This window comes from Arthrobacter sp. FW305-BF8, from assembly GCF_021789315.1.
Lineage (GTDB): Bacteria > Actinomycetota > Actinomycetes > Actinomycetales > Micrococcaceae > Arthrobacter.
In genome coordinates this window covers 1740953-1756921 of the sequence record NZ_CP084561.1, presented here as the reverse complement: position 1 = coordinate 1756921, position 15969 = coordinate 1740953, and the positions used below count along the sequence as shown (strand labels likewise).

General features: G+C 67.7%; 15 protein-coding genes. 6 read left to right on the top strand and 9 right to left on the bottom strand.

The features are described 5' to 3' along the window. Nucleotides 1-53: 53 nt before the first annotated feature. From LFT45_RS07765 to LFT45_RS07755, 3 genes are all read right to left on the bottom strand, one after another. Nucleotides 54-1367: a deoxyguanosinetriphosphate triphosphohydrolase gene (locus LFT45_RS07765; RefSeq protein WP_236807810.1), complete on the bottom strand. Its 1314-nt coding sequence runs from the start codon at nucleotides 1365-1367 to the stop codon at nucleotides 54-56. Next, a complete protein-coding gene (gene dusB / locus LFT45_RS07760) occupies nucleotides 1351-2532 on the bottom strand; it encodes a tRNA dihydrouridine synthase DusB (protein ID WP_236807809.1) in 1182 nt (393 codons plus the stop codon). Before dusB ends, LFT45_RS07765 begins: the two co-directional genes overlap by 17 nt. Before the next feature lie 64 nt (nucleotides 2533-2596). After that, complete coding sequence (locus LFT45_RS07755; RefSeq protein ID WP_236807808.1) at nucleotides 2597-4039, bottom strand: YibE/F family protein; 1443 nt, start codon at nucleotides 4037-4039, stop codon at nucleotides 2597-2599. Between the two features lie 53 nt (nucleotides 4040-4092). On the opposite strand from LFT45_RS07755, the gene LFT45_RS07750 reads away from it, so the two are divergent. Genes LFT45_RS07750 through LFT45_RS07740 form a run of 3 tightly spaced genes read left to right on the top strand, consistent with a single transcriptional unit; the run spans nucleotide 4093 to nucleotide 6559 of the window. Then, nucleotides 4093-4854: an alpha/beta hydrolase gene (locus LFT45_RS07750; protein ID WP_236807807.1), complete on the top strand. Its 762-nt coding sequence runs from the start codon at nucleotides 4093-4095 to the stop codon at nucleotides 4852-4854. Between the two features lie 27 nt (nucleotides 4855-4881). Then, a complete protein-coding gene (locus LFT45_RS07745; protein ID WP_236807806.1) occupies nucleotides 4882-5727 on the top strand; it encodes a DUF1295 domain-containing protein in 846 nt (281 codons plus the stop codon). Nucleotides 5728-5743: 16 nt separating this feature from the next. Then, entirely contained in the window at nucleotides 5744-6559 is an 816-nt protein-coding gene (locus tag LFT45_RS07740) for a lysophospholipid acyltransferase family protein (RefSeq protein WP_236807805.1), read from the top strand. A gap of 74 nt (nucleotides 6560-6633) precedes the next feature. On the opposite strand, the gene LFT45_RS07735 is transcribed toward LFT45_RS07740, so the two are convergent. The 3 genes from LFT45_RS07735 to LFT45_RS07725 all read right to left on the bottom strand — a co-directional run bounded on the left by LFT45_RS07735 (nucleotide 6634) and on the right by LFT45_RS07725 (nucleotide 10262). After that, on the bottom strand, nucleotides 6634-7596 hold the full coding sequence (locus LFT45_RS07735) for a GNAT family N-acetyltransferase (RefSeq protein ID WP_236807804.1): 963 nt from the start codon (nucleotides 7594-7596) through the stop codon (nucleotides 6634-6636). Between the two features lie 2 nt (nucleotides 7597-7598). Continuing rightward, on the bottom strand, nucleotides 7599-8984 hold the full coding sequence (locus LFT45_RS07730; RefSeq protein WP_102970794.1) for a glycine--tRNA ligase: 1386 nt from the start codon (nucleotides 8982-8984) through the stop codon (nucleotides 7599-7601). 258 nt (nucleotides 8985-9242) lie between these two features. Further along, a complete protein-coding gene (locus tag LFT45_RS07725) occupies nucleotides 9243-10262 on the bottom strand; it encodes a DMT family transporter (protein WP_236807803.1) in 1020 nt (339 codons plus the stop codon). A gap of 33 nt (nucleotides 10263-10295) precedes the next feature. Here LFT45_RS07725 and LFT45_RS07720 point away from each other — a divergent pair, with 33 nt between their 5' ends. Beyond that, complete coding sequence (locus tag LFT45_RS07720) at nucleotides 10296-10529, top strand: RNA-binding S4 domain-containing protein (protein ID WP_111904576.1); 234 nt, start codon at nucleotides 10296-10298, stop codon at nucleotides 10527-10529. 23 nt (nucleotides 10530-10552) lie between these two features. On the opposite strand, the gene LFT45_RS07715 is transcribed toward LFT45_RS07720, so the two are convergent. Further along, complete coding sequence (locus LFT45_RS07715; RefSeq protein ID WP_236807802.1) at nucleotides 10553-11203, bottom strand: alpha/beta hydrolase; 651 nt, start codon at nucleotides 11201-11203, stop codon at nucleotides 10553-10555. A gap of 119 nt (nucleotides 11204-11322) precedes the next feature. Here LFT45_RS07715 and LFT45_RS07710 point away from each other — a divergent pair, with 119 nt between their 5' ends. Together LFT45_RS07710 and LFT45_RS07705 are read left to right on the top strand one after the other, a co-directional pair. Beyond that, entirely contained in the window at nucleotides 11323-12504 is a 1182-nt protein-coding gene (locus LFT45_RS07710; RefSeq protein ID WP_236807801.1) for a winged helix DNA-binding domain-containing protein, read from the top strand. A 100-nt stretch (nucleotides 12505-12604) separates the two neighbouring features. Beyond that, on the top strand, nucleotides 12605-13225 hold the full coding sequence (locus LFT45_RS07705) for a hypothetical protein (protein ID WP_236807800.1): 621 nt from the start codon (nucleotides 12605-12607) through the stop codon (nucleotides 13223-13225). 266 nt (nucleotides 13226-13491) lie between these two features. On the opposite strand, the gene LFT45_RS07700 is transcribed toward LFT45_RS07705, so the two are convergent. Next, nucleotides 13492-14976, bottom strand: coding sequence for a CoA-acylating methylmalonate-semialdehyde dehydrogenase (locus LFT45_RS07700; protein WP_236807799.1), 1485 nt, complete (start codon nucleotides 14974-14976; stop codon nucleotides 13492-13494). A 48-nt stretch (nucleotides 14977-15024) separates the two neighbouring features. Next, on the bottom strand, nucleotides 15025-15927 hold the full coding sequence (gene mmsB, locus LFT45_RS07695) for a 3-hydroxyisobutyrate dehydrogenase (RefSeq protein ID WP_236807798.1): 903 nt from the start codon (nucleotides 15925-15927) through the stop codon (nucleotides 15025-15027). Nucleotides 15928-15969: the final 42 nt, after the last annotated feature.

Below are 15969 nucleotides of genomic sequence, written 5' to 3'. Positions count from 1 at the left end.
CCCACTGGCACGAGCAGCGCTTCCGGGGCATATGTGGACTGCTGAGTCCAACGTCACCACAGGGACGGCAGGCTGCCCACGAGCCGTTCGTACATGGCCAGCGCCGAGCCGTCCGTCAGCGATGCCACCTGGTCGATGACCACGCGGAGCCGGGCGGCGTCGTCGGCGGCTTCGCGCCAGTCAGCGGCGAACATCGGTTCGAGGTGCCGGTCCCCGGAGGCGTTCAGCGCCGTCACCAGGGCGTGGAGCACCTCGCGCTGGCGCTCGTAGATGGGCTGCCGGTGGTCGGTGGTCATCACGAACGTGGTGGCCAGGCCCTTCATCACCGCGATCTCCAGGACGGTCTCGTCCGGGACCATGAGTTCGGCGTTGTAGCGGGTCAGGTTCGCCGGGCCGTAGACGGCGCGGGTGGTTTCCAGCGCGCTCTGGCAGAACCTGCCGATGAGCTGGCTGGTCATGTCCTTCAGCGCCGCCATGGACTTGCGGCTGCCGTCCGCCTCGCGCACCCAGACATCGGTGGCTTCCAGCCGGGCCAGGGCGGCGTCGATGGCGGCAGGATCGTTGTGCGGCAGGTACCACTGCTTGGCGTACCCCACGACGCGGGCCCGGTGGTCCGGGTTGTCCATCCACCGCAGCTGGAAGTGCCCGGCCACGATCGCGTCCTCGACGTCATGCACGGAGTACGAGATGTCGTCCGCCAGGTCCATGACCTGCGCTTCGAGACAGGACCGGCGTTCCGGGGCGCCTTCCCTGATCCAGTTGAAGATGGGCAGGTCGTCCTCGTAGGCGCCGAACTTGCTGGTGCGCTGGCCGTGGATCACGGGGGCGTCCAGGGCGGACCAGGGGTACTTCGCGGCCGCGTCAAGGCTGGCCCGGGTGAGGTTCAGGCCTGCCGGCCTGCCTTCCGGGTCGAGCACCTTCGGTTCCAGCCGGGTGAGCAGCCGCAGGGTCTGGGCGTTGCCCTCGAACCCACCGATCGCGTGGGCCATCTCGTTGAGCGCCGATTCGCCGTTGTGCCCGAAGGGCGGGTGGCCGAGGTCATGGCTGAGGCACGCGGTGTCCACGACATCCGGGTCGCAGCCCAGGGCACGGCCCAGTTCCCGGCCCACCTGCGCCACCTCAAGGCTGTGCGTCAGCCGGGTGCGGACGAAGTCGTCCGTGTCCGGGGCAACCACCTGCGTCTTCGCGCCGAGCCTGCGCAGCGCCGAGGAGTGCAGCACACGGGCGCGGTCGCGCTCGAAGTCGGAGCGGTACGTGCTCTTGGGCGGCTCCTCCACCCAGCGGGCGGTGTCGCGGGTTTCGTAGCCCGGCAGTGCCTGCGGGGTGGTGCGGGCTTCCGCCAGCCGGCTTTCAGCCACCGGACACATCCAGTTCCGCCGCAGCGATGTCCCGCGACTGGTCCTCGTTCAGCTGGCGGCTGAGCAGCCAGTCCTTGGGCAGGGCCGGCTTCTTGGGTGAACCGGCGCGCCCGCGGGGCCCTTCGGAGTCGACGCCGGGATACGGCAGGTCCATGTTCAGCTGGTCCAGCAGTTCGCGGAGCACTTCGAGGGTGGGCACGGTGGCCAGTTTCGTCCTCAGGTCGCTGCCCACCACGTAACCCTTGAAGTACCAGGCCATGTGCTTGCGGATCTCCCGCAGCGCCTTGTATTCGTCATTTCCGAAGGTTTCGACCATGAGTTCAGCGTGCCGGTAGACGCCCTCGGCCACCTCGCGCAGGCTGGGACGGTGCCGCTGGTCGCTGCCCTCGAACGCTGCCTGCAGGTCGCCGAACAGCCAGGGCCGGCCCTGGCAGCCGCGGCCGATGACGACGCCGTCGACGCCGGTTTCGCGGACCATCCGGACGGCGTCCTCGGCGGACCAGATGTCACCGTTGCCCAGCACCGGAATGTCCGGAAGGGCCTCGCGCAGGCGGGCGATGGCGGACCAGTCCGCCTGGCCGGAGTAGAACTGCGCCGCCGTGCGGCCGTGCAGGGCGACGGCGGCAACGCCGGAATCGCGCGCGATCCGGCCGGCGTCGAGGTACGTCAGGTGGTCATCGTCGATGCCCTTGCGCATCTTGATGGTCAGCGGGATGCCGCCCTTGGACGCCTCCCGGACGGCGGTCTGGACGATAGCCGTGAAGAGGTCGATTTTCCACGGCAGGGCCGATCCGCCGCCGCGCCGGGTGACCTTGGGCACGGGGCAGCCGAAGTTGAGGTCGATGTGGTCTGCCCGGTCCTCCTCCACCAGCATGCGGACGGCCGCACCCACGGTGACGGGGTCCACGCCGTAGAGCTGGACGGACCGGACTTTCTCGTCGTCGTCGTGGGAGATGATGCGCAGCGATTCCGGGGTGCGCTCCACCAGGGCACGGGAGGTGACCATCTCAGCCACGTACAGCCCGCCGCCGTATTCACGGCAGAGCCTGCGGAAGGCGGTGTTGGTGATTCCGGCCATGGGGGCGAGCACCACCGGGGTGTCCACGGTGATGGGGCCGAGTTTCAGCGGCGGAAGTTCCAGCCGGGGGGCGGGCGGCGTTGCTACAACAGTCACCCGTCCATTGTCTCAAAGGCGGGCAAATCGGGCGGAATCCCGGGCGGGAGGCCGACGGCGGCACTCAGTCCCGCTGGGTTTGGTCACGCGGCGCGGCACGCCGTCCCCGCCGGGTCGCCGGCGGCGCGTCAGCTTCAGCACGTTCCCGGCCAGCCACCGCCGCAGCGGCCGCGAGCGCACCGGCGTCATCGACGTCGTCGGCCGTTATGGCGGCATGGCCGCCGGACCGGACGCCCGTGGCCTTGACCACCAGCACGGCGATCAGCGTGGTGACCGGAATCGCCAGCACCAGGCCTATCGAGCCGACGAGGGTGCGGATGACCTCCTCGGACAGTTCGGCGCTGGTCAGCGCCTCCCCCAGCGGACGGTTGTAGAGCATCACGATGATGAGGATGGGCAGGGCGGCGCCCGCATAGGCGAACGCAATGGTGTACACGGTGGAGGCGATGTGGTCGCGGCCGATCCGCATCGCCGAGGAGAACAGCTTCCGGGCACTCGTGTTGGGAGCGAGTTCGTACAGTTCCCACACCGCGGACGATTGCGTGATGGTGACGTCGTTCAGCACGCCGAGCCCGGAGATGATGAGTCCGCACAGGATGATGCCGGAGATGGAGATGCTGTCCGAGATGTTCACGAGCGTGGCGGCGTCGTGGCTTCCCACGCCGGCGAGGTTCGCGGCGTCGGTGGCCCAGGCCGCGAGCAGGGCGGTGATGCCGAGCCCGAAAATGGTGCCCAGCAGCGCCGTCGAAGTCCGCGCCGAGAAGCCGTGCGCGAAGTACAGCACGCCGATCATGATCACCGTCGAACCCACCAGGGCCAGCAGGAGCGGCGGTTTGCCCTCCACGAGGCCCGGGAGCATGAAGCTGCCCAGCACAAAGTAGGCGCCGACGAGGCCGATCAGGGCGCGCAGCCCCCGCCAGCGCGCCACGGCCACCACCACGACGGCGTAGAGGATGGCCAGCAGGATGATCGGCATGGTGCGGACAAAGTCCACAAAGATGTACGACGGCGACCCCTGGGCCGCCGGGGCATCGGCGCCGGTGGCAGCCGCCTGGGCGTGGGACAGGTTCAGGTAGCGGATGTTGTCGCCCACCTTGACGCCGTGCGACTTGGCGATGTCCGGGTTGATCACCACCTTGACCGGATTGCCGCCCTTGTCCGGCTCGGTGAACGCGAAGGTGCATTGCGAGCCGCCGTCTGTGCTGCCCTGGGCTGTACCGTTTTGGGCTGCCGCGTCTCCAGCTGAGGCCTGCGTGCAGCTCTCGGTGACGACGCGCTGGATCCGCCCGGTGTCGAAAGTGACTCCCGGGGCTGCGGCATACGGGTTGGCCAGGGTGAGGCCTTCCTTGCTGCCCGAGGGCCAAAGAGCGGCCATGGCCGCAAGGGTCAGCAGGGTCAGCGGGATCAGTACCGCAGCCAGAATCCTGTTTGCTTTCGTGCGGGCGGCCATCGCTTCAGCGGTTGGCTCCGTATGCCCTGTATGACCGTGGGAGTGACCTGCACCCATCAGCAGCTAAACCTCATGCTTGAACTCTACGGCGGCCGCCATAGGGTTGATAAATGAACGACGAAACGTCGGAGGATGCAGCAGTGAGCCAACGCCGAACTGACAACGAAGCGGTGCTGACGGTTCTGGCCCCGTCCGGTCCCACCCGCGGCGTGGCCCTGGTGTTGCACGGCGGCAAGTCGCGCAGCTTCGAGCCCGTCCAGGCCAGGCACCTGAGCCCGGCGCGGATGGTGCCGTTCGCCCGCCATCTGCACGGTGCCGGCAAAAAGCACGGCCTGGAGGTGTGGATCCTGCGGAACAGCGTGCGCGGCTGGAACGGCGAGGACATGACGCCACTGAAGGATGCACGCTGGGCGCTGGCCAAAATCCGTGCGGCGCATCCCGGCGTGCCCATCTACCTGCTGGGGCATTCGATGGGCGGCCTCACCGCCATCTGCGCGGCGGACGAACCGAACGTGGACGCTGTGGTGGCGCTGGCCCCGTGGCTCGACGGTGCCACTCCCGCCGCCGTGGTCACGGGACGTAAAGTGCTGATCGTGCACGGGGACGAGGACCGGTGGACGAGCCCGGCGGCATCACTGCGGTTCGCGCGGCGAGCGGCGGCGGGAGCGGCGGAGTTGAGGTACGTCTCGCTCCGCGGGGCCGGGCACTTCATGTTCCGGAGGGTCCGGCTATGGCACAGGCTGGCCACCGGGTTCCTGATGAAGGCCTTCTTGGAACGGACCGGAGTTCCCGAGGCAGGGTCCTCCGCGTCCGCCGCGGCCCTGGACAGGGTGCTGCCCCCGTCCGGCGAGGCACTGCCCCTGGTGCTGTGAGGCGACCCGTTCTGTGAAGCATCTTTCATGAGCCCGTTTGCGCTGGAGGCGTTCGTGGCCAGCCTGCCGTGGGCAGCCCTGGGCGTGGTGCTGGTGCTCGCTGTCACCTACGCTGTTGCCATCGGGGCCGGGGCTGACGGTACTGTGGCCGACGGTACTGTGGCCGCTGGCCAAGCACGGCATTCGGTGATGGACGTGGCGTGGGGCCCGGGCTTTGTCGTCATCGCGTTGATCTCCTTTGTCCTCTCGGCCGGGGAGGGCGCCAGCGGCAGGCGGGTACTCCTGCTGGTTCTGACGGGCATCTGGGGCATCCGGCTCGGCACCCACATCGGCCGCCGGGCGCGCGGCGGCCATGAGGACCCCCGCTACGTGGCGTTGCTCAAAGGAGCACGCGGGTCCCGGAACGCCTACGCCCTCCGCCGTGTCTACCTGCCGCAGGGCCTGGTGATGTTCTTCGTCTCGCTGACCATCCAGGTGGGCATGTTCGCCGCCGGTCCGCTCGGGCCTCTCGCCGTGGCTGGTTCGGCAGTATGGCTGACCGGATTCATCTTCGAGTCGGTGGGCGACCGGCAGCTGGAGCAGTTCAAGAACGACCCCGCCCGCAGGGGAACCGTCCTGAACACCGGGCTGTGGCGCTACACAAGGCACCCCAACTACTTTGGCGACGCCGCCGTCTGGGCCGGGCTGTTCCTCATTGCGGCGGAGTCCTGGCCCGGCGTCCTGACCATCCTCTCCCCTGCCCTGATGATCTGGACGCTGACCGCCAAGACCGGGAAGCCGCTCACGGAGAAGGCCATGTCCGGCCGCCCCGGCTACAGTGACTATGTGCAGTCCACCAGCGGCTTCATTCCCTGGCCGCCCCGGCGGCACTGAGATCCGGCAGCACCGCATGCCCTGGACCCCGGCCGGCAGCAACCGCTTCTACCGCCTCCTCGTAGGGGCAGGGCTATTCCTGCGGTGGCTGTTCGGGATCCGCCTGATGGTGACGGGACAGGAAAACCTGCCGGAGGGAAAAGCCGGCGCCGTCGTCGCCATCACCCACTTCGGCTATCTGGACTTCGCCGCCGCCGAACTGGTGTTTTGGGCGCACAACCGCGGGCAACTGCGGTTCATGATCCATCAGGGAGCCGCGGACCACTGGCTCGCGGGTCCCTTCATCAGCGCAACGGGCCAGGTGGTGGTGCCCTACGGTTCGGGAACTGCTGCGTACGACGACGCCGTGGCCAGGCTCCGTGCCGGCGACTACCTGGCCGTCCTGCCCGAGGCCGGCGTCAGCCGCAGCTTCAAGGTCCGCGAATGCAAGACGGGCGCCGTGCGGATGGCGGCGGAGGCAGGCGTGCCGCTCATTCCGGTCTCCGTCTGGGGTGCCCACCGGATCCTGACCCGCGGCAACGGCCTTCCGTTGCACCGCGTCGGGCGTGCTCCGGTACGGGTGCATATCGGCGAGCCGGTGCATTTGGCTGCGGGCATCGACGCGGAGGCTGAAACGGCACGGCTCCGCAGGACGCTCCAGGCGGGAATCGACGCCGCCATCGCGAGCTTTCCCGTGGCGGCGCAGCCCGGCGACTGGTGGATGCCGGCGGACCTCGGCGGCGGCGCCATCTCAGGGGCGGAACGCCAAAGGCTCGATGCCGCAGACCTGGCGAGGGACCGCCGTCGTTCTTCCCGAACAACAGCGGCCCCTGAGGTAAATCCCCCCGACTGAGTAGCAGATCAGGGCGTTCCCAAGGCTGGGAACGCCCTGATCTGCTACCTACTTGGGGTGCTACACAGTTGGGGTCAGTCGGAGACGACGAACGTCTCCGAGCCCTGGCGCCGGGCCTTGCCCGCTTCCATCAGGGGCTCGACGACGGCGCGAAGCGCTGTCATCGAATCGTCCACTTCCATGAGCACCGGGTATTGGTACGCGATGAGTGCCAGCAGGTCGCGGACCGCGGCCTGGGCCTCGTCGGCGTCCAGCTCCGGCTCATGGCCGACGAACACGTCGGAGGGGTGATCGGAACTCCCCTGTGCATAGCTGATCGCGAAGGCCTGGATCTTGCCCTTGCGGGTTGCCGGCACGCCTGAGCCGAAGGCGCTGGCTTTCGGGGCGCGGAGCACGATCGCGCCATGCGCACCGCTGAGCTCGTCCAGGAACAGCCGCTGCACCGTGCCGATGCCCAGTTCCCCCGGGCTGTCCCAGCCGTGGACGGACGAGTAGTACCGTCCCACGACGTCGGACAGCTCCACCGAACCGGTGGCCAGGTCCTGGATGCGCTCCGACGCCGCTTCCTCGGAACCGTCGCCGAAGACCGGCAGCTTCAGGGCCGCCGGCTCCACCACGACGAGCCGGGTGTGCTGGATCGGAGTGAGCCCCGCAGCTTCCGCGAAGGCGGCACCGGTGGTGCCCGGCTCCACCTTGCAGCGCAGCCGGGTAACGCCCGACGGCGACCCTTCCGCCTCGCGGCGCAGCATCATGAGCAGCGTGGAACCGATGCCCGACCGGCGGTGGTCCCGGGCCACTTCGACGTACACCCACAGCCGCTCCGGGTGCAGGCTGGCCTCGTGGACCACGCCGGCGGCGACCGGGATGGCCTCGCCGTCGACGACGTCCTCGGCCACGATGCAGCGCCGCCACGGCGCGTTGCCCGAGGGCGCGAGGGTGCCGCGGAACTGGCCCGCCTGATCGGTTTCGGGGTCGCCCCAGACCTCCAGCAGCGCGAGGTCGTCGCCTTCGCGCCATTCACGGTATTGGATCGCCACGGCTAGGCGCCGATCAGCCGTGCGGCCAGGTAGCCCTCCACCTTGTCCAGGGACACGCGTTCCTGGCTCATGGTGTCGCGTTCGCGGATGGTGACCGCCTGGTCCTCGAGCGTGTCGAAGTCCACGGTGATGCAGAACGGGGTGCCGATCTCGTCCTGGCGGCGGTAGCGGCGGCCGATGGCGCCGGCGTCGTCGAAGTCGATGTTCCAGTTCTTGCGCAGCTGGGTGCCCAGGTCCTTGGCCTTCGGGGAGAGGTCCTCGTTGCGGCTGAGCGGCAGCACTGCAGCCTTGACCGGGGCGAGCCGCGGATCAAGCTTGAGCACGGTGCGGACGTCCACGCCGCCCTTGGCGTTGGGGGCCTCGTCCTCGGTGTAGGCGTCGATGAGGAACGCCATGAAGGACCTGGTCAGGCCGGCGGCCGGCTCGATCACGTACGGGGTGAACCGCTCGTTGGTGGCCTGGTTGAAGTAGCTGAGGTCCGTCCCGGAGGCCTTGGCGTGCGTGGAGAGGTCGAAGTCGGTGCGGTTGGCGATGCCTTCCAGCTCGCCCCACTCGGAGCCCTGGAAGCCAAAGCGGTACTCGATGTCCGTGGTGCCCTTGGAGTAGTGGCTGAGCTTTTCCAGCGGGTGCTCGAAGAAGCGCAGGTTCTCCTCGCGGATGCCCAGGCCGGTGTACCAGGACATGCGCTCCTTCATCCAGTACTGGTGCCACTCTTCGTCCGTTCCCGGCTCCACGAAGAATTCCATTTCCATCTGCTCGAACTCACGGGTGCGGAAGATGAAGTTTCCGGGCGTGATCTCGTTGCGGAAGGACTTGCCGATCTGGCCGATGCCGAACGGCGGCTTCTTCCGGGAGGTGGTGAGCACGTTGTTGAAGTTCACGAAGATGCCCTGCGCGGTTTCGGGGCGCAGGTAGTGCAGGCCTTCCTCACTGGCCACCGGGCCCAGGAAGGTCTTCAGGAGGCCGGAGAATTCCTGCGGCTCGGTCCATTCACCGCGGGTTCCGCAGTTGGCGCAGGCGATGTCCTTGAGGCCGTTCTCGGCCGGGCGGCCCTTCTTCTCCTCGTATTCCTCTTCGAGGTGGTCGGCGCGGTAGCGCTTGTGGCAGGAGAGGCACTCAACGAGCGGGTCGGAGAAGACGTCTACGTGGCCCGAGGCTTCCCATACCTGGCGGGGCAGGATCACGGAGGAGTCCAGGCCCACCACGTCCTCGCGGCCGCGCACCACGGACTGCCACCACTGGCGCTTGATGTTTTCCTTCAGCTCGGCACCGAGGGGTCCGTAGTCCCATGCGGAACGCGAGCCTCCGTAGATCTCGCCGGCCTGGAAAACGAAGCCTCTCCGCTTGGAAAGGGAAATGACCTGGTCGAGGACGGATTTTGCTGCCATGGGAACTCCAATTTCTACAGGGCCGCTGGGTGCGGTCCGCGGTGTCTGTGGCCCTGGACCGCGGCTGGATGCCGGGCGGGGGCGCGGGAAAGGGAAAACAGTGCAGGAAGCTGCGAGACCTAGCCTACCGGGAGCCGCCTCCGGAAGGCGCCCTCATCTGCGGAAAGCGCCGCATCACTTCCGACAGGCACCCCGTCACCATCGGAACGCGCCCCTTCACCTTCGGAACGCGCCGCTTCACCTTCGGAAGGCACCGCGTCACCTTCGGAACGCGCCCCGGGGCCAGGGCAGGGTGGCCACGACGATGGAAGCGAGGGTCAGCAGGGTCCCCAGGATCGTGGCAGCCTCCACCACGGTACCCGGCGTCGGTGCCAGCAGGTCCAGGCCGAGCGACCCCAGCAGCTGGCCGGCAATCATGCCGAGACCCGTCACCAGCACCCCGAGGCTGCGCACCAGCAGCGCGCCGAGGCCGATGAACACGCAGCCCATGGGCCCGCCGAGGTAGTACCACCATTCCGCCGGCAGCGGGTTGGCCGGCCCGGCGACGGCCACCTTGACGGACCAGGCCACCCACAGCACGCAGCTGCCCGCGATGAAGTTCACCAGCGTTGCCGCGATCGGGGTGCCGTAGTGCACGGTGGCGGTGCCGTTCATGGCCTGCTGGAAGCTCATGAGGAAACCGGCGAGAACCGGCAGGATGACCGGCAGCAGCAGCGCCGCGGGGTCGGCAACCCCACCGGCAGCCGCACTGTTGGAAGCACCGGACGCACCCGCCGCACCTAGCGCGCCGGTGAACCGGGGTGACACCGCCCAAGAGACGGCGGCGATGGTGAGGATGCAGCCGATGACCCGGATGCCGGTCACCGACTTCTTGCCTGCCGGACCGATGCCCAGGCGGTCCACAAGGAGTCCGCTGAGTGTCTGTCCGGTGACGGTTGCCACGGTGAAGAGGGCGATGCCCAGCAGCCCCACGGTGAAGGACTGCGCGAAGACAAAGAATGCACCAATGCCGCCTGCGAGCGCGTAGTACGGCGGGAAGCGGCGTTCACGCAGCGCGGGCAGGATTCGTGCGAGGCCGGCCCGCCCGCGGGGCGCCAGCAGGGACACGACGACCATCACGATCAGCCCGGTGCTGAAACTGACGACGGCGGCGGCAATGCCGTCACCGAGGCGTGCACCAAGTGCCCCGTTGATCCGTCCCTGGACGGGAATGGCAAGGCCGGAGGCCACGGCCATCGGGAGGCCGACGGCAAGCGGCAGCCGGGGTGCATGGGTCATTCGTTTCACCTTACGTCAGGCATCATTACTGGTATGAGCAACCCGGAAATCGAAGAGATCACCATCCGCGACACCATGATCCGCCTGGGCCAGCTCCTGAAGCTCGCCAACCTCGTGGAGGACGGTGTGGAGGCAACGGAGCTGATCAAGAACGGCCTGGTCAAGGTCAACGGCGAGATCGACGACCGTCGCGGCCGGCAGCTTCACAACGGCGACACCGTGACGGTGAACGGCCAGACCGTCCGGGTCAGCGCTCCTCAGGGGTAGTAGTTTGCTTCCCTGGTAGGGGCCTACTTGTTCAGGACCTCGTGGGTGAGGAACTCGGACACGTGCCCGATCTCCTGGGCGTTGATGCCGTGCCACATGCCGGTGTAGAGGACCTTGGTCAGCTTCACGTGCTTGCGCACCCAGCCCATCGTGTATTCGATCTTGTCCGGCGTGATGACCGGATCCTGCTGGTCCCGGCCCCAGAACAGCGGCACTGTTCCGTCCAGCTCGGCGTCGCGGAACTCGCCGTCGGACTCCGCGTTAACCACAAAACCTGAAAGTCCGACGACGGCGGCGAAGTCCGCGGGCCGCTGACGCAGCAGCGTGGTGGCCATGGCCATCCCCATCGAGAACCCGAGCAGCGTGACGGAGGGGTGGCTGGCCTTGACCGTGTCCAGCCAGTCCAGCAGGTACGCCGACGCGTCCTTGACGGCGTCCACGGAATATTCGATCGACCCCGTCAGCGGGAACCAGGAAAAGCCCGGCCCCATGGCGATGGGGGCCCGGACCGATGCAACCGTGAACTCGTCCGGGAGCATGTCAGCCAGGCTGAGGAGGTCCTGCTCGTTCGCGCCGTAGCCGTGCAGCAGGACGAGCAATGGCTTGCCGGCCCTGGCTTCCTCAGGCTTGGACCACAGAACAACGGGGGCAGGAAAGGAGTCGGCTAAAGTCATGGCTCCATTCTTACAGTTACCCACTGGTAGCAACCTACGGTGGCGTAGCCAGGCGGCGGCGGTACAGGATGGAACTCCCAAGGTGACCGAACTGACAACGGTGAGGAGCGGCGTCGGGCATGGAACCCCATGAGGTGCTGCGGATACGACTGGCCGGCCAACAGCTGAGGGAGCCGCGGGCGGCCACGGCGGAGGAAGCCGTGAAGAACCTGCTGGCCGTCCAGGCGCAGGAGTTCCCCTATGCGCGATGGTCCCTGGCCCAGCGGACCGCTGGCGCGACGGCCGCCGATGTGGAGCAGGCACTTGCCGACGGCCGCATTCTCCGGACCCACATCCTGCGGCCCACCTGGCATTTTGTGCACCGCGATGACCTGCCGTGGCTGCGGGCCCTGTCCGCACCCCGGCTGCACCAGGCGAATGGCGGCACCTACCGCAGCACCGGGATCGACAGTGAGGCGGCGACCAGGAGCGCCGAGGTGCTCGCGGAAGCGGTGGCCGGCGGGGTGCATCTCACCCGTGAGCAACTGGCCGTCAGACTTCAGGGTGCCGGCTTCGCCGCGCAGGGACTCGTCCTCGCGTACCTGATCATGCATGCCGAAATCAGCGGGGTGCTGGTGAGCGGCGCGGCCGTGAGAAGTCCCGGCGGCGCGCTGCGGCAGACGTATGCGGCGTTCGATGAGCGCGTCGCCGGGGCCGCACCGGCTGCCATGCCCTCCCGGGAGGAGTCGTTGGCGGCCCTGGCGCTGAGGTATTTCGGGAGCCGCGGGCCTGCCACGGTCCGGGACTGCGCGGACTGGTCCGGACTCACGATGACTGATGTGCGCAAGGGGCTGGCGCTGGCGGAGGAGATCGCTCCGGGCGCCATCGTTGCGGCCAGCTTCGACGGGGCGGACTTCTACCTTCGGCCTCCGGATTCCGCAGGGGAGACATTGCACGGTGGCGGACCGGGGCGGCGCTTGGAACCGGAGCGGGCCCGGAATGGGCGGCCGCAGATGGATCTGGTCCAGTGCTACGACGAATACATCATGGGCTATTCGGTTTCACGGCATTACTTCGGCGGAACGGCGCCCGCCTATCCCTTTGGCGACACTCCCATGCATGTGGTCCTGGCGGACGGAATGCTGGCGGGCTCCTGGCGGCACTCGCTGGTCCGGCGCGGGTCCGCCGCGCAGCGCTGCGAACTCGACATCCGCCTCTCCCGGCCGCTGGGAGACGCTGCCGAGCAGGCCTTGGAGACTGCTGTAGCCCGGTACGCGGACTTCCTCGAAGTGCCGACTGTCCGGATTCCGGCGGGTTCCTGAGTTCCAGCGCGGCCTTCCGGTACAGCCGGGCGGTCCCGGAATCCTGGCGGGTTTCCTGACAGGACTAAGCTGGAATGGACACTCACCGGGAGGCTTCACCGTGTTCGACTTGTTTTTCTGGATCATCATTCTGGCCGTCCTGATTCCCATGGGCATGCGGATGTACCGGCGGTCAGTCCAACAGCGCAACCAGGGGCCCGGCCTGCCCGGACAGTACCCGGGCCAGTTTCCCGGTCAGGGACCCGACCAGTTCGGCAACCAGCCGGGCAGCCCGTTCGGAGGCCCGTTCCAGGGCCGTCCGGACAACCGGCCGCGGGATGGCTACACGCAGCAGGACTACTTCGGCGGCGGCTTGGGATTCCCCCAGCGCGGTGGCAGGGACGAGTTTCCGCCCCTGAACCAGCCTTACCCGGATCAGCAGAACCCGCAGTATCCGAACCAGCAGTATCCCAACCAGCCCGGTCCTGGCGTCACCGGCGCGCCGTCCTGGCAGCAGGGACAGGTTCCCTATGAGGACAGCCCGGAATACCATGCCAACCCGCCCCAGCCACAGCAAAATCCGTCTCCTGCCACCGGACCTGCACCCTCGACTCCCCCGCCGCCGTCCGCTCCCCAGGGGTTCCGTGCACGGAAACTGGCGGAACTGGACCAGCAGTACAGCGAAGGCCAGCTCTCCATGGAGGAGTACATGGCCCGGCGCAACGACATCATGAACGGGTAGACCGAGGGATAGCTCCCGCTGAGCCGGAGTTTTTGTCCAGATAATGGCCGCTAACGCCCCGCCTGAGGCCATTATCTGGACAAAAACTCCAGTTATTAGGGGCAGGGAGTACGACGGCGGTGCGCGGTTTGGGCTCTCAAGCGACCGTCCGCGCCGGAAAAGGAACAGCCCGCGTACCGCTGCTTGTGGCTGCGGGACGCGGGCTGAGGCCCGGGACGGTCTTGACCGGCCCGAATTCAAGTTTTGATGTAAACCGAGAATCGAGTCTAGTCGATCTGCGGGAAGCCGAGGTCAATGACCGAGGTGGACGGGTCAGGCCAGCGCGTGGTAACCACCTTTCCACGGGTGTAGAACCGGATGCTGTCCGGGCCGTACATGTGGGTGTCGCCGAACAGGGAGTTCTTCCAGCCGCCGAACGAGAAGGTGCCCACGGGGACCGGAATGGGCACATTGACGCCCACCATGCCGGCGTCGACGTCGAACTCGAACTGCCGTGCGGCACCGCCGTCGCGGGTGAAGATGGCCGTGCCGTTACCGAACTCGTTCTCGTTGACCAGCCGGACGGCGTCGCTGTAAGTGTCGACGCGGACGACTGACAGGACCGGGCCGAAGATCTCGTCGTCGTACACCTTCATGCCCGGCTTCACATGGTCCACCAGGCTGACGCCGATGAAGAAGCCGTTCGAATCGAACTCCTGCGAGCGCCCGTCAACGACCACGGTGGCACCTTCGTTTTCCGCTCCCGCAACGTAGGAGGCCACACGGTCCCGGTGCTCCCCGGTAATCAGCGGACCCATCTGGGAGGCCGGATCGGTTCCCGGGCCGATCTTCAGGCCCGCCATCCGGCTGGAGATCGCCTGCACCAGGTCGTCGGCGATGTTGCCCACCGCCACCAGGACGCTGACGGCCATGCAGCGTTCACCCGCCGAACCGTAGGCCGCGGAAACGGCAGCGTCTGCCGCCATGTCCAGGTCGGCGTCGGGCAGCACCACCATGTGGTTCTTCGCGCCGCCCAGGGCCTGGACCCGCTTGCCGTGGTCGGCCGCCCGCTTGTAGATCGACTGCGCGATGGGCGTCGAGCCCACGAAGCTCACCGCTTTCACGTCGGGGTGCTCGAGCAGGACGTCAACGGCTTCCTTGTCCCCCTGCACCACGTTCAGCACGCCGGCGGGCAGTCCCGCTTCGGCAAAGGCCTCGGCAATGAAGATGGCGGCCGACGGATCCTTCTCGCTGGGCTTCAGCAGCACGGTATTGCCGCAGGCCAGGGCGCTGCCGATCATCCACAGCGGCACCATGGCCGGGAAGTTGAACGGGGTAATGCAGGCCACGACGCCCACCGGCTGGCGCACAGAGTGGACGTCGACGCCGCTGGAGACCTGCTCGGAGCGCTCACCTTTGAGCATGTGGGACAGGCCGGTGGCGAACTCGATGTTTTCCAGGCCGCGGGAAATTTCACCCGCGGCGTCGGAGAGGACCTTGCCGTGCTCGCTGGTGAGAATCGCTGCGAGCTCGGGCTTGCGCTGGTTCAGGATCTCGCGGACCCGGAAGAAGATGTTGGTGCGCTTGGCCAGGCTGGTGGCCCGCCACGCCGGCAGCGCGGCACGGGCGGCCGCGATGGCCTCCTCGGTCCGCGCCGCCGAGGCGAGGGGGACCTGCTTCTCCTGCTCGCCGGTGGCGGGGTTGAAGACGGGACCGAAGCGTTCGGCGTCGCTGACGCGGTTGCCGTTGATGAAATGCGGAATGGTTTCCAAGGGACGTCTCTTTCGTGTTTCAGAATGCGGGAAGATGTGGCGGCAGTGCTACTTGGCGGAGTCCAGCGAGCCGTCGGCGAGCTTGATGATCATGGAGCAGTCCTTGCCCGCTTCGCCGGCGTCGATGAGCTGCTGGAACAGCTGCTGGACGTGCTTGCCGATCTCGAGCGGTGTGCCGGTGTCCTCGGCGGCGCTGATGGCAAGGCCGATGTCCTTGTTCGCCAGTTCAGTGGTGAAGGTGGGCGCAAAGTCGTTGTTGGAGGCGGCGGTGGGGACCACCCCGGGCACCGGGTACCAGGTCCGCAGCGCCCAGGAGTCGCCCGAGGAAACGGACGCGATGTCCCAGAAGACCTGCTTGTCCAGGCCCAGCCTGTCAGCCAGGACGGCACCTTCGGCGGTGGACGCCAGGTTGATGAAGAGCATCAGGTTGTTGCAGATTTTGGCCGCTTGCCCGGTGGTGGCGCCGCCGGTGGGGATGATGTTGGCTGCCATCGGGCGGATGTAGCCGGTGGCGTCTGCGACGGCACCCTCCTCGCCGCCCACCATGAAGGTCAGCGTCCCTGCCTTGGCCCCGCTCATGCCGCCGGACACCGGGGCGTCCACAAAGCGGAAGCCGGCGGCAGCAGCGGCGTCGTGCAGTTCCTGGGCCGACGCGATATCGATGGTGGAGGAGTCCACCAGCAGCGTGCGGGTGTCAGCATGGCCGAGGACGCCGTCCTCGCCCAGGTAGACCGCGCGGGCGTGCTCACCCTTGGGCAGCATGGTGAACACCACGTCGGCGCCGGCTACGGCCTCGGCAATGCTGCCGGCCGGCTTCACGCCGGCTTCCTCGGCCGCGGCGAGCGCCGCGGGGTTGAGGTCGAAGCCGCGGACATCGTGCCCGGCCTTTGCCAGGTTGGCGGACATGAAACCGCCCATGTTTCCGAGGCCGATCCAACCGATTACTGCCATTTTGCAAGCTCCTTTGCTTCGGATCCGGCCGTGCGGGCCGGA